This is a genomic window from Dactylosporangium sp. NPDC005572, from assembly GCF_040605515.1.
In the GTDB taxonomy this organism is placed as follows: Bacteria; Actinomycetota; Actinomycetes; order Mycobacteriales; family Micromonosporaceae; genus Dactylosporangium.
On sequence record NZ_JBEXCY010000227.1, the window covers coordinates 1 to 18,153 of the forward strand.

General features: G+C 73.8%; 13 protein-coding genes and 1 pseudogene. 6 read left to right on the forward strand and 8 right to left on the reverse strand.

Going from position 1 to position 18,153, the window contains the following annotated elements; all coding sequences use genetic code 11:
- Positions 1–182, forward strand: a pseudogene (locus ABZS66_RS52175) (hypothetical protein); the annotation flags it as partial.
- Here the strand turns inward: ABZS66_RS52175 and selD are convergent.
- The gene (gene selD / locus ABZS66_RS52180; protein ID WP_354770796.1) at positions 122–1,138 is read right to left on the reverse strand and encodes a selenide, water dikinase SelD; all 1,017 of its coding nucleotides are present in this window, start codon (positions 1,136–1,138) and stop codon (positions 122–124) included. The pseudogene ABZS66_RS52175 and the gene selD overlap by 61 nt on opposite strands.
- Positions 1,139–1,795: 657 nt before the next feature.
- Here selD and ABZS66_RS52185 point away from each other — a divergent pair.
- Positions 1,796–3,022, forward strand: a complete 1,227-nt coding sequence (locus ABZS66_RS52185; RefSeq protein WP_354770774.1) for a low temperature requirement protein A — start codon at positions 1,796–1,798, stop codon at positions 3,020–3,022.
- Between the two features lie 34 nt (positions 3,023–3,056).
- Complete coding sequence (locus tag ABZS66_RS52190) at positions 3,057–4,661, forward strand: P-loop NTPase fold protein (RefSeq protein WP_354770776.1); 1,605 nt, start codon at positions 3,057–3,059, stop codon at positions 4,659–4,661.
- Here the strand turns inward: ABZS66_RS52190 and ABZS66_RS52195 are convergent, their stop codons facing one another.
- The 4 genes from ABZS66_RS52195 to ABZS66_RS52210 all read right to left on the reverse strand — a co-directional run bounded on the left by ABZS66_RS52195 (position 4,662) and on the right by ABZS66_RS52210 (position 8,071).
- Complete coding sequence (locus ABZS66_RS52195; RefSeq protein WP_354770778.1) at positions 4,662–5,765, reverse strand: sensor histidine kinase; 1,104 nt, start codon at positions 5,763–5,765, stop codon at positions 4,662–4,664.
- A 17-nt stretch (positions 5,766–5,782) separates the two neighbouring features.
- On the reverse strand, positions 5,783–6,505 hold the full coding sequence (locus ABZS66_RS52200; RefSeq protein ID WP_354770780.1) for an ABC transporter permease: 723 nt from the start codon (positions 6,503–6,505) through the stop codon (positions 5,783–5,785).
- Positions 6,502–7,395: an ABC transporter ATP-binding protein gene (locus tag ABZS66_RS52205; RefSeq protein ID WP_354770782.1), complete on the reverse strand. Its 894-nt coding sequence runs from the start codon at positions 7,393–7,395 to the stop codon at positions 6,502–6,504. The genes ABZS66_RS52200 and ABZS66_RS52205 overlap by 4 nt, the downstream gene beginning before the upstream one ends.
- Positions 7,396–7,465: 70 nt before the next feature.
- Positions 7,466–8,071, reverse strand: coding sequence for a TetR family transcriptional regulator (locus tag ABZS66_RS52210; protein ID WP_354770784.1), 606 nt, complete (start codon positions 8,069–8,071; stop codon positions 7,466–7,468).
- Between the two features lie 77 nt (positions 8,072–8,148).
- Here ABZS66_RS52210 and ABZS66_RS52215 point away from each other — a divergent pair, with 77 nt between their 5' ends.
- Positions 8,149–9,243 (forward strand): FAD-dependent monooxygenase, encoded by a 1,095-nt coding sequence (locus ABZS66_RS52215; protein ID WP_354770786.1) that lies wholly within the window; start codon positions 8,149–8,151, stop codon positions 9,241–9,243.
- Between the two features lie 77 nt (positions 9,244–9,320).
- Here the strand turns inward: ABZS66_RS52215 and ABZS66_RS52220 are convergent, their stop codons facing one another.
- Positions 9,321–11,237, reverse strand: a complete 1,917-nt coding sequence (locus ABZS66_RS52220) for an RICIN domain-containing protein (protein WP_354770788.1) — start codon at positions 11,235–11,237, stop codon at positions 9,321–9,323.
- Positions 11,238–11,438: 201 nt separating this feature from the next.
- On the opposite strand from ABZS66_RS52220, the gene ABZS66_RS52225 reads away from it, so the two are divergent.
- Both ABZS66_RS52225 and ABZS66_RS52230 read left to right on the forward strand, forming a co-directional pair.
- Positions 11,439–12,443: a LacI family DNA-binding transcriptional regulator gene (locus ABZS66_RS52225; RefSeq protein ID WP_354770790.1), complete on the forward strand. Its 1,005-nt coding sequence runs from the start codon at positions 11,439–11,441 to the stop codon at positions 12,441–12,443.
- Between the two features lie 40 nt (positions 12,444–12,483).
- The gene (locus tag ABZS66_RS52230) at positions 12,484–15,627 is read left to right on the forward strand and encodes a caspase family protein (protein ID WP_354770792.1); all 3,144 of its coding nucleotides are present in this window, start codon (positions 12,484–12,486) and stop codon (positions 15,625–15,627) included.
- A gap of 43 nt (positions 15,628–15,670) precedes the next feature.
- Here ABZS66_RS52230 and ABZS66_RS52235 read toward each other — a convergent pair whose 3' ends face one another.
- Both ABZS66_RS52235 and ABZS66_RS52240 read right to left on the reverse strand, forming a co-directional pair.
- Entirely contained in the window at positions 15,671–17,431 is a 1,761-nt protein-coding gene (locus ABZS66_RS52235) for a DUF4434 domain-containing protein (protein ID WP_354770794.1), read from the reverse strand.
- A gap of 28 nt (positions 17,432–17,459) precedes the next feature.
- Complete coding sequence (locus ABZS66_RS52240; protein WP_354770798.1) at positions 17,460–18,095, reverse strand: ROK family protein; 636 nt, start codon at positions 18,093–18,095, stop codon at positions 17,460–17,462.
- Positions 18,096–18,153 lie beyond the last annotated feature (58 nt).

Sequence of the window (18,153 nt, forward strand, 5' to 3'; positions counted from 1 at the left end):
GCAGCCGGGTCGTGTCGGCGCTGTCGGGCGCGGCGCTGCTGGCCGGCTCCCTGGCGACCCGCTTCGGCATCTTCGAGGCGGGCGTGGAGTCCACGAAGGACCCGCGCTACGTGGTCGAGCCTCAGCGCACCCGGACCGTGACGCCGGGCTCGGCGGGGACCAGCTCGCCCACGACCGGGTAGCCGGGCAGCTCCCCCGCCACGAGCAGCCCGCCCGACGTCTGCGCGTCGGCGAGCAGCAGCAGCTCGTCCTCGCCGGCCCCGCTGTCGAGGTGCGGGCGGACCCAGTCGAGGTTGCGCCGGGTCCCGCCGCTGACGAACCCGTCGCGCAGCGCCTCCCGCGCGCCGTCCAGATACGGCACGGCCGCGTGGTCGAGCACCGCCGTCACGCCGCTGGCCCGGGCCAGCTTGTGCAGGTGCCCCAGCAGCCCGAACCCGGTGACGTCGGTGGCGCACACGGCCCCGGCGGCGAGCGCCGCCTCCGACGCGTCCCGGTTGAGCCGGGTCATCGCGGCGACGGCGTGCGGGAACATCTCACCGGTGGCCTTGTGCCGGCTGTTGAGCACCCCGATGCCGAGCGGCTTGGTGAGCGTGAGCGGCACCCCGGCGACCCCGCGGTCGTTGCGCAGCAGCCGCTGCGGGTCCGCGAGCCCGGTGACGGCCATCCCGTACTTCGGCTCGGGGTCGTCGACGGAGTGCCCACCGGCGACGTGGCAGCCGGCCTCCCGCGCGACGTCGAGCCCGCCCGCCAGTACGGTGGCCGCCATCTCCATGGGAAGCACCTCCCGCGGCCAGGCGAGCAGGTTGACGGCCACGACGGGCCGCCCGCCCATCGCGTAGACATCGGACAGCGCGTTGGCCGCCGCGATCCGCCCCCAGTCGTAGGGGTCGTCGACGACGGGCGTGAAGAAGTCCGCGGTGGCGACGATCGCGGTCCCGCGCTCGATCCGCACGACGGCGGCGTCGTCCCCGTCGTCGAGCCCGACGAGCAGCTCCCCCGGCCCGGCGGGCGCCGCACCACCGATGAGCCCGCCGACGACGGCCTCCAGCTCCCCGGGCGGGATCTTGCAGGCACACCCGCCCCCGTGCGCGTACCCGGTCAACCGCCCGATCGCGTTCGTCGCCGTCACGCGGCCCAGCCTACCCACACCCGTGACTCCCGACGGCCTCTCTCCGCGAGACGCCGGTCGATCCACCTCAGGGCGGTCCCGGACCGCGGGGATCACTTCGGCGCCGCCCACGCCGCCCCGGCCCTACGTCGCTCGGCCCGGCCCCCTACGCCGCCCGACCGCCCGACCCGCCCGCCCGCCCGCCCGACCGACCGACCGCCCGGCCCGCCCGGCCCGCCCGGCCCGACCGCCCGACCGACCGCCCGACCGCCGGCCCGACCGCCGGCCCGACCGCCAGCCCGCCCGCCGGCGGCGGCGCACAGAACGCCGGCGGCGGTAGGTCCTGATCACGTAGAGAAGTTGTGTCGGGGCCCGCTCGTGGGTTGCGCCACGACTGGCTGGTCCATGATCCGGAAGACTTGTTGCCGCTGGAGCGACCAGAAGTCTTCGCGTTCGTGACCGACGACGGCGACAACTTTTCGTGATCATGGTGCTGGATGGCACCGACGGGCCGGCGATCACCGCCCCGGGCGCCGTAACGCCGTTCAGCGAGGCGTCCACACCAAGCAGTCCGGGCCGGCCTGGCGGGCGACGGCGACCGCACCCAACCGGCCCGGCCTGGGCACGCCACCTGAACCAGTTCCGCCGCGAAGTGGGCACGGCAGCGCGGTCGGGCAGAATCCTCCCGTGACGACGCAGGAGCATGCAGCGCCCGGGAAGCGGGTCTCGTGGGTTGAGCTGTACTTCGACCTGGTGTTCGTGTTCGCGGTGAGCCAGGTCGCCCACGTGATGGTCGGGCAGCCCGACGCCGGGGCCGTGTTCGGGGCGCTGGGGCTCTTCGCGACGCTGTGGTTCACCTGGATCGGGTTCGTGCTGCTGTACAACCGCCGCGGTGACGACCGGCGGCTCGTGGACCGGCTGGTGATCCTCGCCGGGACGGTGCCCTGCGCGATCGCCGCCACGCAGGCGCACCACGCGTTCGAGCACCACGCCGCCGGGTTCGCGGTCGCGCTCGCCGGGGCCCGGGTGGTCCTCGCCGCCGGGTACCTGCTGCAGGCCGAGCGCCGCGCCGCCCTCGCCTACCTGGTGTCCGCGCTGGTCTTCGCCGCCTCGACCGCCACGCACGGCGCCTGGACGTACGTGCTGTGGGGGCTCGCGCTGGGCCACGAGATCGCCGTGGTCCTGCTGCGCGGCGGGCGGGAGCAGCTGCGCACGCTGCGCCGGTCCCGGCAGGAGGTCAGGGACCTGCAGGAGCGGCGGCGGGAGCGGCTCGAGGCGCAGATCACGCCGCCGGCCGACCGGGCCGTCGCGGTCGACGCGGCGCACCTGGCCGAGCGGTTCGGGCTGTTCATGATCATCCTGCTGGGCGAGGTCGTCATCTCGGTCGGCGGTGCGGCGCTCGACCGCGGCGAGGAGGACCTCGGGTACTGGCTGAGCCTCGGCGGCGGGCTCGTCCTCGCGGGCGCGCTGTGGTGGATCTACTTCCACTCGATGGCCTCGCTGAACGAGCGGCTGCTGGTGGCGTCCGGCGGCAACCCGTCGCTGGCCCACACGCTGTACGCGAGTGGCCACCTCATGCCGGCGTTCGCCCTGCTCGTCGTCGCCGCCGGGGTGAACCTGTCGCTGCACGACGACCCGCCGAAGGCGGCCGCCTGGCTGGTGACCGCCGGCCTGGCCGCGTACCTGGCGGGCACGAGGGTGCTCGCCCCGGCCCGGCGGCACTGGTACGGCGGGCTCGTGCGAATGCTGGTCCTCGGCGGCACGGCCTGCCTGGCGCTGCTGGCGAACGTCCTGGTGACGCCGGCCGTGGTCGCCGTCGCGGCGGGCTGGGCCGTCCTGGTGGCCGTCGCGGTGACGCTGACCCGGCCCGCCCTGGACCGTTTCGGCGACGACCCGCTGGCCTTTCTGCGCTGACGTTCCGTGGACGGCGCCCCGTACGGTGGTGCCCATGGCGCGCATCCTGCTCGACACCCCCGCCGTCACGCCGGCGCTCGGCTACGACCGCATCGCGATCGCCCTGGCGACGCTGATCCAGCAGAGCGACCCGCGCTTCGCCGTGGGCGTCTTCGGCGGCTGGGGTTCGGGCAAGACGACCCTGATGGACACCATCCGCGAGGAGCTGCGCAACCCGGACACGCTCAAGGTCGTGTTCAACGGGTGGCGGTACGAGCGGGAACCCCACCTCATCGTCCCGCTGCTGGACACCATCCGCGGCGCGGTGGTCGCCCACGCCGAGCGGCAGCAGGAGGGGGCGGTCAGGCAGACGCTGCTGGCGGTCGCGACGCGGATCGGCCAGGTCGTGCGGGCGCTGGTGAGCGGCCTGTCGGGCAAGATGACGGTCGGCGTGGCCGAGGTGACGTTCGACGCCGCCAAGTCGGTGGAGGCCCTCGGCGACGGGCACCAGCGGCCGGCCGCGGAGGCGCAGTCGCTGTACTTCGCCTGCTTCGAGCAGCTCGCCGGCGCCTTCGCCGAGCTGCGGGAGCGCGGCGGCGTCGACCGGGTCGTGGTGTTCGTCGACGACCTGGACCGCTGCCTGCCGCAGAACGCGCTGAGCGTCATCGAGTCGATGAAGCTGTTCTTCGACCTCACCGGCTTCGTGTTCGTCGTCGGCATCGACCAGCGGGTGCTGGAGCAGGCGATCCGCGAGCGGCTCTCCCCTGCCGGCGACGACCGCAGTCTCCGGCTGGCCGAGCGCGAGTACGTCAAGAAGATCTTCCAGGTCCCGTACGAGCTGCCGCCGATGCACGCCGAGCAGCTCGACGACCTGCTCACGGCGGTCTACAAGACCGCGAGGATCGACGGCGAGCAGCTCGTCGACCTGCAGCAGACGGTGCGTCCGTACCTGGCCCACCTCGCCATCGAGGGCCAGGTCAACCCGCGCGAGGTCAAGCGGTTCATCAACGCCTACACGCTGCAGATGCTGATCCGCCCGCAGCTCGACCGGGCGACCGTGCTCGCCGTGCAGACCGTGGTCTTCCGCTACGACTGGGCGCTCTACGAGATCCTGCGGGCCGAGACCGATGCCCTGCCGCAGGCCGTCAAGCAGTACCGCGACGGCGAGGACTCGGCCCTGACCGACCTGTGGCCCGAGCAGATCGGCGCGCTGCCCACCGACCTGGCGCAGTTCCTGCGCTCGGCCGAGGCCGCCCCGCTGACCCGGCAGGACCTGCGCACCTACCTGACGAGCGTCGAGTCGACCGCCCCGACCGAGGGCTGGGTCGGCCGCGCGTACGTCCTCATCGGCCGGCTGCGCCGCATCGCCCGCCAGGGCGTGGCGAGCCTCGAGCAGGACGCCGCCGGCAGCCAACTCGACCGGATCAGCCGCGACCTCGCCTCGGCCGCGGCCGACCTGCGCGCGGCCGTCGTCGACGAGCAGCGCGGCAGCGAACGCTTCGCCGAGCACCTCGACGCCCTTCTCGACCTGGGCCGCGCCATCAGCAGCCAGCCGGCGGCGAGGTGGTCGGAGGCCGTGGAGGGGTGCATCGGCAACCTGCAGCGAGAGCTGCGGCTGCTGCGCGCCACCCCGGCCCGGCCGCTCCCCGTCGGCAAATGATCAGGGCGTGGCGGCGGCGCGGAGGGTGAAGCCGCCGCCGTCGCGGTGGCCGACGCTCAGCGAGCAGCCCGCCGCGTCCAGGCGCTCGCGCAGGCCCTTCAGGCCGTGGCCCACGCCGGCCGCCGTCGCGGGGCCGCGGCCGTCGTCGGTGATCTGGACCCAGTCGCGGCCCACCGTGATCCAGCAGTGCTTGGCCTCGCTGTGGCGGACCACGTTCGTGACGCCCTCACGGACCACCCAGGCGAACAGCTCCTGGCGCTGCGGGTCGGCGGCGTCGCCGGTCAGCGGGACGTCGGCCTCGATGCCGGCCGCGTCCAGGGCGCTGCGGGCCGACACCAGCTCCGTGGCCAGCGACATCTCGCGATACCCCGAGACGGCGGCCCGGACGTCGGCGAGGGCCTCCCGCACGAGGCGCTGGATGTCCTCCAGCTCGGCCTCGGCGCGCTCCGGGGCCAGCCGGACCAGGCGGCCGGCGAGCTCGCTTTTGACCGAGACGACCGTCAGCGAGTGGCCGAGCAGGTCGTGCAGGTCGCGGGCGAACCGGTTGCGCTCGGCGGCGACCGCCAGCTCGGTGATCTCCTCGCGGGCCTCGGCGAGCTGCGCGTTGCGCTGCACGACCCGGGTGACGCCCCAGACCGCCAGTGCGGCGACCATGACGGCGAACGTCAGGTCGATGCCGCGGTCCCAGCCGGGAACGACGCGGGGCAGCACGAACGCGGTGAGCGCGCCGGTGAGCACGACCGACCAGGCGTACGCCGGGGGCAGCGTGAACACGGCGATCACGCCGATGTAGACGAGGGCGGTGAGGCCCGACTCGCCGGCGACGAGCGTCAGCACGACGGCGAGCGCGACCATCACGCCGAGCCGGACGACCGCCTCCGGCATCCGCAGGTAGGTGCCGGTGCTCCTGGTGGCGGACCGCGCGGCGAGGAACGAGTGCAGGTACACCACGCAGAAGCCGAGCGCGGCGGCGAGGCCGACGGCGCGCTCCCACAGCTGCGGGCGCTGCCAGGCGTCGGCGACGGGCTGCGCCATGTAGAACAGCCACACCGCCGCCCACAGCCAGAAGAACCTGGCCATGCGGCGGCGGGTGGGCTCGGTCATGATGACCATCTTGTCCGTCAGGCCCGCGCGGTGTCGACCCGGAAGCGGCGCAGGGCGACCAGGCCCAGCACCACCGTCCAGCCGAGCAGGACCAGGATCGCCTGCCCGTCGACGTGGCCGCCGTCGAGCGGGCTGCGGGCGACCTCGCCGGTCCAGTACGACGGGGTGAAGCGGGCGATCTCCCGCAGCACGCGCGGCATCAGGTCGACCGGCACCCACAGGCCCCCGAACGCGGCGAGGACCAGGTTGACCAGCGCGCCGACCTGCTGGACGCTGTCGGGCTTGGCGATGTAGCCGAGGACCACGCCGAGCGCGGCGAACGGCAGCGACGACAGCCAGGCGCCGACGAAGCACAGCAGCCACTCGGCGGCGGTGAGCCGCACGTGCAGCACGGTGGCGCCGATGATGAACGTGACCACGACCGGCGGCACGGCCACGAGCAGGGCCAGGATGACCTTGTTCATGACGTAGGCGCCCGGGGAGAGCGGGGTCAGCCGCAGCGTGCGGTTCCAGCCGAGGCCGCGCTCGACGGCGATCGTGCCGCCGCTGGACAGCGCGGCGGACATGGCACCGAACAGGGCCATGCTCACCATGACGTACTTCCTGGCGTCGGGGTCGTTGCCGACCGACACGCCGCCGATGATGAGCACCAGGATCGCCGGCAGCAGGGTGGAGAAGATGACGACGCGCTTGTTGCGCAGGAGGCGGACGGCTTCCAGGCGCAGGTAGGTGGCGTTCACTGGGCGCTCCCGGCGGCGGTGAGGGCGATGAAGGCGTCTTCGAGGTTGCGGCTGGTGACCTCGACGTCGTAGGCCGCGGTGGTGGTGAGCAGGCCGCGGAGGGCGGCGTCGGAGTCGTTGCAGTGCAGCAGCACCACGTCGCCGCGGGTCTCGACCCGGTCCACGCCGGGCAGGGCGGCGAGGGCGGCCAGGTCGGCCCCGGGCACCGTGGCGCGGATGACGCGGCCGGTCACGGCGGCCTTGATCTGTGCCGCGGTACCGTCGGCGATGATCCGGCCGGAGCGCAGCAGCACGATGCGGTCGGCGTAGGCGTCGGCCTCGTCGAGGTAGTGCGTGGCGAAGAGCACCGTGCGGCCGCCGGCGGTCTGCTCACGCATGGTGGTCCAGAACGCGCGGCGGGACTCGACGTCGAGGCCGGTCGTGGGCTCGTCGAGGATGAGCAGCTCGGGGTCGGCGACGAGGGCCATCGCGAAGCGGACCCGCTGCTGCTGGCCGCCGGAGAGGCCGCCGACCCGCTGGTCCGCGAACGGCTCGACGCCGGCCTCGCGCAGCACCTCGCCGACCGGCCGGGCCGTGCGCTGCAGCCCGGCGGCCAGGCGGACGGTCTCGGCGGCGGTCAGGTCGGGCAGCAGGCCGCCGGTCTGCAGCAGCGCGCCGACGGTGCCGCGGGCGACGGCGCGGGCCGGCGGCTGCCCGTCGAGGAGCACGGTGCCGGTGTCGGGGCGCAGCAGCCCGAGGATCATGTCGATCGTCGTGGACTTGCCGGCGCCGTTGGGCCCGAGGAGCGCGACGACCTCGCCCCGGCGGATCGTGAGGTCGACGCCGCCGACGGCGGTGACCGCGCCGAAGGCCTTGGTCAGGCCGGTCAGCTGGACTGCTGGGTTCGTCATGCCGTAGAGCATCGCCGGGACGCGTCCCGCGCACGGCTGCGTCGCGTCACCCGCACCCCCATGACGGATGTCATGATCGCGGCCGGGTGCTCCAGGGTGCCAGCGCGACGTCCGTGGCCCGCTGGACGACCTGCTGGAGCTCGGCCGGATCCCCCGGGTGACCGTCCTTGACCAGCATCTGCAGGGCCGCGGTGACGGCGCCGATGAAGGCACCGGTGAGGGCGGCGGCGGTCACCGGGTCGAGCCGGTCGGGGAACGCCGCCGCGAGGTGCGTCGCGATCTGCAGCTGCCCGTCGGCCTGCAGCTGCAGGGCCCGGCCGCGCACCGACGGCACCTCCATGATGAACCGCAGCCGCAGCGCCGCGAGCCGGCTGGTGAGGTCGTCGCTGTCCGCGCCCACGATCCGCAGCGCGCGCAGCAGCACGTCGGCCGGCCCCTCGTCCGGCTCCCGGGTGGCGATGGCATGCACGGCCGCGGCGATGCGGGCGTCGCCCTCCGGGAACAGCACGTCCTCCTTCGTCGGGAAGTAGCTGAAGAAGGTCCGCGTCCCGATCTCGGCCGCGGCGGCGATGTCGGCGACGGTCGTCTGCTCGTAGCCGTCGCGCTCGAACAGCTCGACCGCGGCGTCGACGACGGCCCGCCGGGTCCGCTCCCGCTTGCGTTCGCGCAGTGTCACGGTACCGAATGATAGCCGCATCCAGTGTGAGCCCGCACTCGTTGCAATTCTGCACTCAGTGCAGTTATCGTCGGGGCATGACCCAGACGGTGCTCATCTCCGGGGCCGGCGTGGCCGGCCCGACCCTCGCCTACTGGCTGGCCCGCCACGGCTTCCGCCCGACGGTCGTCGAGCGCGCGCAGGGCACCCGCTCCAGCGGCAACCCGGTCGACGTGCGCGGCCCCGCCCTGCCGGTGGCCCGCGGGATGGGCGTGCTGCCCGGCCTGCGGGCGTCGGCGACCCGCGCCACCGCGATGCGGGCCGTCGACGCCGCCGGCCGCACGCTCGCCCGCCTGCCCATGAGCCGCAACGCCGACGACGTCGAGATCCCGCGGGCCGACCTGGCCCGGGTGCTGTACGAGGCGGCGCGGGACCACGCCGAGTTCCGCTTCGACGACACGGTCACGTCGCTGAGCCAGGACGCCGGCGGCGTGGACGTGACGTTCGACCGCGCCCCGGCCCGGCGCTTCGACCTGGTGGTGGGCGCCGACGGCCTGCACTCGGCGGTGCGCCGCCTGGCCTTCCCCGCCGCCGCGGTGCGCGTCGAGCACCTGGGCGTGTACGTCGGCACGCTGCCGGTCGTCGCCGACGAGGACCCGGACGTGCTGCTCTACAACGAGCCGGGCCGGCTGGCCTCGCTGCACCCGTCCCGCGAGCGCTCCCTGGCCGCGTTCATCTACCGCGCCCCGGCGGTGCCCGGCTTCGACCACCGCGACGCCGCCCAGCACCGCCGCCTGCTGCACTCGGCCTACGCCGGCGCGGGCTGGCGCGTGCCGGCGCTCCTGGAGCAGGTGGAGACGACCGACGAGTTGTACTTCGACGCCGTGTGCCGGGTGCGGATGCCCACCTGGTCGGCCGGCCGGATCACGCTGCTGGGCGACGCCGCGTCCTGCGTCTCGCTGTTCGGCGAGGGCTCCAGCCTGGCCATGGCCGGCGCGTACACCCTGGCGTCGGCGCTGGCCTCGGCACCGGACGTGGCGACGGCCCTGCGCCGCTACGAGGCGGAGCACCGCGCGCTGACCGGCCCCCGCCAGCGCCACGCGGGCCGCGCCGCGACGCTGCTGATCCCGAAGACGCGACTGGGCATCGCGGCCCGCAACGTCGCCGCGCGAACCCTGTCCCGCGCCGCCTGACCGCGCCGCGCGGGTCGCGCGACCGAGCGACGCAGCGGGCCGCCGCCGTCGAGGAAACGGCGGCGGCCCGTCCTGCCTTACGCGGGCACGTTCCACTTCTGGTTGGCGCCCGTGGTGCAGGTCCAGATCTGCAGGCGGGTGCCGTCGGCCGAGCTGTTGCCGGTGGCGTCGAGGCACTTGCCGGAGTACTGGTTCACGAGCTGCTGGGTGCTCGCGTTGTACGTCCACTTCTGGCTGCTGCCCGTGTGGCAGTCCCACAGGTGGGTCACGGTGCCGTCCGCGGAGCTGGGGCCGCTGATGTCCAGGCACTTGCCCAGCGCGCGCAGCGTGCCGTCGCTCGCCCGGGTCCACTGCTGGGCGGCGGTGCCGTTGCAGGTGTACAGCTGGACCGCGGTGCCGTTGGCGGTCGCCGCGCCGGCCACGTCGGCGCACTTGCCGCCGATGCCGGTGATCTGGCCGGTGCCGCCGGTCGGCGGCTGGCTGGTGGTGGCGGTCGGGGTCGGGTTCGACACGTTGTTCTGCCAGGTGAAGGTGGCGGTGGTGCGGGCCGGCAGGGTGTAGACGAACGACTGGCCGCTCCAGTTGACCCGGATCGACTGTGCGCCGGTGCCCGGGTTGTGCGCGATGAGCGCCTTTGAGCCGTCGGTGTTGCGCCAGGCCACGTTCTGCACGGCGGTGTTGTTGGAGTCGATGCGCACCGCGCCGGGGCGGACGAACTTCGTCAGGTGGCCGGTCGTGTAGTACTCGATGGTGTAGTCGACCTGGCCGGCGCGGGAGCCGCCCTCCTGGACCGTGATGAGGCCGGTGCAGGTGCCGCAGCCGCCGTTGTGCGGGCCCATGTTCTGGTTCAGGGCCAGGCTCCACTTGACGACGCTGCCGCTCCAGTTGCGGGTGTAGTTGACGATGTCGGCCATGTCCTCGTTGTGCTGGTTGGAGATCCACGTACCGCCGGAGTGCTCGGTGCTGAACTGCTTCACCGACGGGTACTGGTTGTGCACGTCGGTGCCGACCGACGGGTCACCGAAGTAGCCGTGCCAGGCGATCCCGCCGAACAGCGGGTCGTTGCGCACGCCCGCGTCGGCCAGGATGGCCGCGCCGAAGTTCGCGTAGTCGCCGTAGTTCCAGTCGTGGATGAGCACCTTGGTGGTGATGCCGGCCGCGCGGAACGCCGGGTACACGTGGTTCTTGGTGAACTCGACCAGCCCGGACGGGTTCCAGCTCATGCCCGGGTAGTCCATCGCGGTCGGGTTGCCGGACTGGCAGCAGTTCGGCTCGTTCTGCACCGAGATGTACTTCACCGGTACGCCGGCCGCCTGGTAGGACTGGATGTACTTCACCAGGTATTGGGCGTACATGGGGTAGTACTCCCACTTGAGCCAGCCCATCTGGTCCATCCGGCCGTTGTCCTTCATCCAGCCGGGCGAGCTCCACGGCACGCCCTTGACCGTCAGCGCCGGGTTGATCTGCCGGGCCTGCTGGGTGAGCAGCCGCACGTTGGTGTCGTAGCCGTTGCTGCCGAAGTCGTTGAGGTCGCAGCAGGTGTCGTCGAGCGAGACGTTGCCGGGCCGCGACAGGTCGGAGGCGCCGATCGGGTTGCGCACGAACGACAGGCCGATGCCGGCGGTCGGGCTGAACAGCTTCTGCATGACCTGGTCGCGGGTCGCGGCGCTGATCGGGCCGCCGCGCAGCAGGTAGGCCGTGGTGTCGGTGATCGACGCGCCGGCGCCCTCGAAGGTCTGGTACGTGACGCCTTCGTTGACGTTGATCGTCTGGTTGGCGGAGCCACCGGCCGGGCCGAACGCGATCGACGCCTGCTGCTGCAGGCCCCGGGTGACGGTCCGGCCGCCGCCGTCGGAGGTCGTGGTGAGGTACACGTTCACGGTCTCGCCGGCGGCGAACGCGCTGGGGGCGAGCACGACGGTCGCGACCGTGGCGGCGACGGTCGCACCGACCGCGGCCGCGGCGACGACCAGGCGCCGCTTGGTTGAGGGCATGACGGAACTCCCTTTGTCGGGGTAAGGGTTTCGCCCGGTAGACCCCGCCGCCCGCTCTGGCGGTGAGCAGTTGACGGTCCTCGATAGGTCTGCGGTGGTACACGAAGGAAACACCGAACCAGTCAACGTGTCAATCAAACACGTCAACTTTTATCTCCACTTAATCAAAGTCCTGGATGTAGGCGCTGCTAAGGTGCCGATGTGCGTACCCGTGCGACCGTCCGCCAGCTCGCGGCGGAGACCGGCCTGTCGGTCACCACCGTCTCCCGCGCCCTGAACGGCCAGGACAACGTCGCCCCGCACACCCGCGAACTGGTCCTGCAAGCCGTCGGCCGGCTCGGCCACCGCGCGCCCCGCCGCCGGACCGGCCGCACCACCGTCTACGTGCGCTGCCCGTACCTGCTCACCGACTACTTCGGCGTCATCGTCTCGGCGATCGCCGAGGCCGCCGACCTGCACGGCATCGAGGTGGTGCTCAACGCCGGCGAGGCGGCCCAGGCCAGCGACGCACTCGCGCGGCTGCCCGGCCGCTCGGACGTCGACGGGGCCATACTGATCCTCCCGCCCGAGCCCGGCGAGGACCTCATCCGGCTGCGGGACCAGGGTGTACCGTTCGTGGTCGTCGACCCGCGGACCACGCCCCCACGCGACATCATGGCCGTCTCGGCCGCGCACTTCACCGGCGCCCGCGCGCTGATGGCCCACCTGGTCGGCCTGGGCCACCGCCGCGTCGGCATCATCGGCGGCCCGCGCGAGTGGCTGGTGACGGACGCCCGCACGGCGGGCTACCTGGCCGCGCTGGCCGACGTCGGCGTCCTGCCGGGCCCGTCGCTCATGCGCTTCGTCACCGAGCCGGCGACGGACCACGGCTACCGCGCGGCCTGCTCCCTGCTGGACGGCCCGGAACGCCCGACGGCGCTGATGGCGTTCAACGACAAGATGGCGGTGGGCGCCCTGCGCGCGGCCACCGAACGCGGCCTGCGCGTACCGCACGACCTGTCGATCGCCGGCTTCGACGACATCGACGTCAGCCGCGCCACCCACCCGACCCTGACCACGGTCCGTCAGCCCCTTGCGGAACTCGGCCGCATGGCGGTGACCCTGCTGACGCGGCTGCTGGACCGCCACGAGCACGACGCCCTGCACGTGGAACTGGCCACGGAACTGGTCATCCGCGACTCCACGGGCCCGGCCCCCGGCCGATAGGCTGAACCGGTCCGGACGGCGCGGATGCTTGAATGACCCGGTGGCGCTGCCCGACCCACGGCGCTCCCGCGCGGTCCTGGTCGGCGCGGGAGCGTACACCGAACTGGAGCCGTTGCCGGCCGTGCCGGCCAACCTGCGCGACCTGGTGGCGCTGCTCACCGACCCGCTGGTGTGGGGCCTGCCGCCGTCCCACTGCCGCGTGGTGCAGGACCCCTCGTCAACGGACGCGATCCGCGACGCCCTGTTCGAGGCGTGCCGCGCCGCGACCGACGCGCTGGTCTTCTACTACGCCGGCCACGGGGTGGTGGACCCGGCCGGGCTGGATCTGTACCTGACGACGCCGCGCACGACGCTCGAGCCGATGCACGCGGCGGTGCGGTACGAGGATGTGCGCCGCCTGATCGCCGCGGCCCGCTGCCCGTCGAAGGTGGTGCTGCTGGACTGCTGCTACAGCGGCCTGGCCCTGGCCGGGGCGATGGGCGACGCGACCCGCATCGCGGACCGGGTGAGCATCGACGCGAGCTATGTCATGACGGCCACCGCGGAGACCCGCCTGGCCCTGGCCCCACCCGGCGAGGAGCACACGGCGTTCACCGGCGAGCTGGTCGACGTCCTGCGCAACGGCCTGCCGAACACGGCCGAACTGCTGGACATGGACGGCATCTACTGGCAGGTGCTGCGCAACCTGACCGACAAGCAGCGTCCGACCCCGCAGGCCCGGGCCCGCAACCGCGGCCACACCATCGCCATCGCCCGCAACCGCGGCCGGCTCGCCGAGCACGCCGCGCCACCGGTCGACGGGCCGCCCGCCCACGAACCCCCGGAGCCGGGGCGCCCACCCGCCGAGCAGCTCCGGCTGGCGCCGGCGGCGCTGCTGTCGCTCGCCCTCGAACACCCGGACGAGGACGCCGGCACGATCGTGGCCGCCCACGCCACGTACCGCCCGACGCAGGAGGTGGCGGCGATGCTCGGCCGGCTGTGGCCGTCCGCGCTCGGCGCCATGGTCGCCGGGGCCGCCCTCCGCCGGCCGCCGGCCGAGGTCGCCGACCTGCTGTCCGACCTCGCCGAGATCGGCGCCGAGGACGCCCGCAGCCACCTCCTGGGGCGCGCCGCCGCCCGCGACGCGAGCCGGGTCGTCGCCCTCGCGGTCCTCCTCCCGGCATCCACCCGCGCGGTGCTGCTCGACGCGGCGGCGCAGGCCTGCATCGGCCGGCCCGCCGCCATGATCGACCTCGTCGCCGCGCTGCAGACCTCGGACCTCCGGCCGGAGGTCGACGACTTCATCGCCGGCCTGGCCACGGCGATGCCCGCGCCTGACGCGATCGCGCTCGCCGACGCGCTGCGCGACGCCAACCACGAGGAGCCCGCGTTCGCGCTGTACGCCGCGGCCGGCGACGCGCTGCTGGAGCGGCCGGCCGCCGCCGTCGCGGAGATCGCGGCGGCGCTGCGCCGGACCGGCCGGGACGAGCCGGCCGACCGGCTGCTCGAACGCCTCGCCGAGGCCTGCGCCGACGCCGCGGCGGCCGGCCTGGTCCTGGACGTGATGTGGGCCGAGGACCTGGCCGACGACGCCGGTCGGACGCTGTCCCGCCTCGCCGGCCGCCTGCCTGCCGCCGAGCTGCTCGGCCTGGCCGACCATCTGCGGTTCACCGGCCGGGCCCCGGACGGGCTGCGCCTGCTGCACGAGGCCGCCGCGTCGGCGGACCGGCTCATCGAGTTCGCGGTCCACCTGCATGCCGCCGGCCGGCCCATCGACGGCAACCACCTGCTGGCCAGCCGCATCGACGGCGTACCGGACGGCGACCTCGCCGGCGTCGTGCTGGAGGTCGCCCGGCGCGTGGACGAGGTCGCCGCTCGCCGCCTGCTGGACCGCGCCGGCACCTTCGGCCCCGCGCGCCTCGTCGCGCTGCTCGAGGGCCTGGACGCGCGAGACGCGCGAGACCAGCGAGATGGGCGGACGGAAGCGCCGGACCGGGTCGCCGACCGGCTGCTCACCCACCTCGAGCGGCTGGCGCACGGCGGACTTCCGCTGCCCGTCGAGGCAGCCACCCTGGTCACGCTGGTCCGGCACCGGCACGATGGCCTCGCCGAGCGGCTGCTGCGGGCCGCCCGTCCGCAGTGGTTCGACCAGCCGACCGCCGCCGTGCAGGCGTTCACGGTCGCCGGCCGGCAGGCGGAGCAGTTGGCCGCGCACGCCCAGCTGCTCATCGCGTTCGCCACCGTCCGGGCCGCGCCGACGGCGGACGAGCTGACAAACGCCTTCCTGTCCGGCGGCGAGACCGGCCACCTGCGTGGCCGCGCGGCCGGCGGTGAGGCCGCCCGCGCCGCGCTCGTCGTCGAGCTGGCCGCCGCCGGCCCGGTCGTGGCCGGGAACCTGTTGGCCCGGCTGGCCGGGTCGACGGCCGACGGGCTGGCCGCGGCCGTCTTCGCCGCCATCCCGGCGCTGCCGGTCGGCGGGCTGCTGGCGCTCTACCAGATCTTCGCCCGCGGCCTGCCCGACCGGCGCGCCGAGTACGCCGAGCTCGTGGCCCGCCGGGCCGCCCCGGCCGCCGTTCGCGCCATGCTGGACGCGGTCCAGCGCGACGACGCCGTGCTGATGGTGCGCTCCGTGCTCCCGACCGGTCGCGGCCTGCCGGACGACGAGCCGGCCGCCGCGCGCCTGGTGCAGGTCGCGGCCTGGCTGCTGCGCAACGTGCGCCACCACGGCGGCCTACTGCCCTGGCTGACCGGTTCGCCGTCGACCGTGGCCGGCGTCGCCGCCGGGCTGGTCGTGGCGCGCGAATACAGGATGGTCTGGGGCTCGTCCGGCCCTCCCTCGGACGACGAGGTACGGCAGCGGCTGCGGACCGCGCCCGACGAGCAGGTCACGCAGGCGTACTGGCTCGACGGGCCCGGGCTGGTCGCGTTCACCGACCGCGCGGTCCGGCACACCTGGCGGCACGGCAGGAGCGAGGCGCAGCCCACGCACCTGACGTACGACGAGGTCGTCCGGTGCTCGTTCGACTCGCTGGGCGGGGACCAGCTGATCATCTACCGTCCGGACGGCACGCAGCTGCGCTGGCGGACCCAGACCGCCGTTCGGGCGCAGACATACAGGCAACCTCACTCGTACCTGGAGGCGGACGAGCTCGCCCGGATCCTGCGCCGCATCGCGGAGCTCACCGCGCAGGCCGTCCGGGAGTGAGCGGAACCCGGCCGGGGCAGCGCCGCCGGCCGGGCCGTGGTGCTCAGGACTTGCGGACCTCGACCTCGTCCAGCATCGACCAGGCGCTGCCGCCGTTCACCGTGACGCGGACGTAGCGGCCCGTCGTCGACAGGCCGATCAGGTTGTAGGTCTTGATGAGGTTCGACGGGCCCACCGCGGGCTTGGCGATCGTGCCCACCGTGGTCCAGGAGCTGCCCGTCGCCGACACCGCGTACGACACCGAGTCCGGCAGGAACACGTAGTCCGCGCGGACCTGCAGCCAGCTGCTGTTGATGCCGTTGATCGTGCGGCTGGAGCCCAGGTCGATCGTGAAGCTGTACGTGCCCACCGCGTTGCGGCCCTGCCAGACCGCGCCGTAGAGCGGGCCGGCCGCCTTGGCGCCGTCCGTCAGCTCGGTGCCGCCCGTGTCCGGGTACGCCGGGTCGGCCGCTACCGTGCTCGTGTACGTGCGGGCCGAGGCCCAGTTGGTCGGGTACGACGGGGCCGCCGTCGTCGTGGCGTTCGCCGACGAGCTCGCCGCGGACAGGTTGCCCGCGCCGTCGAAGGCCTTCACGGTGTACGTGTAGGTCGTCGAGCCGTCGAGCTGGGTGTCGGTGAAGCCGCTCGTGGCGCCGTGCTTCGTCGCCACCAGGTCGCCGCCGCGGTAGATGTGGTAACCGGCGACGCCGATGTTGTCGGAGGGGGCGGTCCAGGTCAGCTGGACCGTCTGGGAGTTGGTCGCCGTCGCCGCGAAGGAGGATGGCGTACCGGGAGCGGTCGTCTCCACCGTGCCGTTGGTCAGGTAGTTGCGGTAGGTGGCGTCGTAGAACGTGGAGAACGGCGCGAGCGGCGACTGGTAGTGGTCGTAGGAGAAGCTCCAGTAGCCGCTGACGCTCGCCGACACCGCCGCCATGTCGGTGACGATGTCCTTGACCGGCATGGGCTGCAGGCCGGACGCGCCGAAGAGGAACGTCTCCACGTCGTCGTAGAGCAGGGTGGCCGGGCGGCTCGCCGTGATGGCGTTCTTCGTGGCGGTGAACCACGCCGGCAACTGGGCGCTGGTCGCGTGGCCGGCGCCGACGCCGTCCTGCAGGGCGATGATGTCGATCGGGGCGGTGGCCAGGATCGACGTCCACATGCTCTGCCAGCCGGTGGCGTTCAGGGTGCCGGCGAGGTTGGCGTTGAAGAACGGTGACACGGCGACCGGCTTGCCCGGCGAGAGCGTGTGCAGGTGGCCGATCACGTCGGCGTAGAACGCGGCCAGGTTCGACTGCTGGGTGGCCGTCTGGAAGTGCAGGTTCTCCACCTCGAACGGCAGGTACCAGCCGGCGAACGAGTCGTAGGCGCCGTAGTTGTCCCACAGCTCGTCGGCGAGGTCCTTGGCCAGGTCGGCCTCGGCGTCGAGCCAGGTGGTGCTGTCGGCGTAGTTGACCCACCAGTCGGCGCTGACCTGCAGGCCGACGAAGACGTTCACGCCGGCCGACTCGGCCCGGGACAGCACCCGGTCCGGGATGTCGGTCGCGGTCGACCAGGTGTACCCGGTGAGGCCGGTGTCGTAGGTGGCGGTGTGCGCCTTGCTGTCGGCGGTCCACTGCAGGATCTGGGTGTTCACGCAGGCGTCGAGGAGCTTGGTGTACTCGGTGGCGAGCTGGGTGTTCGTCCAGCCGGCGACCAGGTCGGGCTGGATGAACGAGCCGCTGATGCGGGGGTTGGTGGTGCAGGTCGCGGCGTGTGCGGGTTGCGGTACGGCGAGCACGGTGAGGGCCACCGTGGCGATCGCCGCGCCTGAGAGGACGCGTCGCATGTGCGTAGTGCCTCCGATCCGACGTGCGCTAGACAACTGCGAGCAGCGCGGCCCCCACGAGCACGGCGGCGTTGCCGAGCGCCGCGGGCCGCAACGGCACCCGGTCGACCCCGGGCAACGCCGCCGCGCGCAGAGCGGCGTCAACGCCCGGGAGGAACCGGTCACCGAGACTGAGGACGCCGCCGCCGATGACGACGACGTCGGGGTCGAGCAGGTTGGCGGCGGCCGCGAGCCCGGCCCCGAGCACCGCGGCGCCGAGGTCGATCGCGGCGCGGGCGTGGGGGTCGCCACCGTCGGCCGCGGCGACGACCTCCTCCAGCGACGGCACGACGGCGAGCCCGGCCCGCGCGGCGTAGTCGGCCGCGATCGCGGGCCCGGCCGCGTACGCCTCGACGTGGTCGAGCGCGCCGCACCCGCACCGCCGATCACGCAGGAACGGCGCGGGCGGGAAGAGCGCGGAACGCGCGGGAGGGAGGGGCGCGGACGGCGTGGGAGGGAGGGGCGCGGACGGGGCGGGCTGGAACGGCGCGGAAGGCGGGGACGGCACCCGCGGCAGCACCGCGGGGAGGTGGCCGAGGCTGCCGGCGAAGCCGTGGCGGCCGGCCACCAGCGAGCCGGCCACCACGAGCGCGCCGCCGATCCCGGTGCCCGCGGCGACGACGATGGATGCCGATCATCCGGCTGACCCGCGACTTCGCGGCAACGCCCGAGCAGGTGTTCCG

Bases quoted from the DNA above. Each gene is read 5' to 3' on its own strand.
- ABZS66_RS52190 (WP_354770776.1), top strand. From the start codon at position 3,057: ATGGCGCGCATCCTGCTCGACACCCCCGCCGTCACGCCGGCGCTCGGC.
- ABZS66_RS52195 (WP_354770778.1), bottom strand. From the start codon at position 5,765: ATGACCGAGCCCACCCGCCGCCGCATGGCCAGGTTCTTCTGGCTGTGG.
- ABZS66_RS52205 (WP_354770782.1), bottom strand. From the start codon at position 7,395: ATGACGAACCCAGCAGTCCAGCTGACCGGCCTGACCAAGGCCTTCGGC.
- ABZS66_RS52215 (WP_354770786.1), top strand. From the start codon at position 8,149: ATGACCCAGACGGTGCTCATCTCCGGGGCCGGCGTGGCCGGCCCGACC.
- ABZS66_RS52220 (WP_354770788.1), bottom strand. From the start codon at position 11,237: ATGCCCTCAACCAAGCGGCGCCTGGTCGTCGCCGCGGCCGCGGTCGGT.
- ABZS66_RS52235 (WP_354770794.1), bottom strand. From the start codon at position 17,431: ATGCGACGCGTCCTCTCAGGCGCGGCGATCGCCACGGTGGCCCTCACC.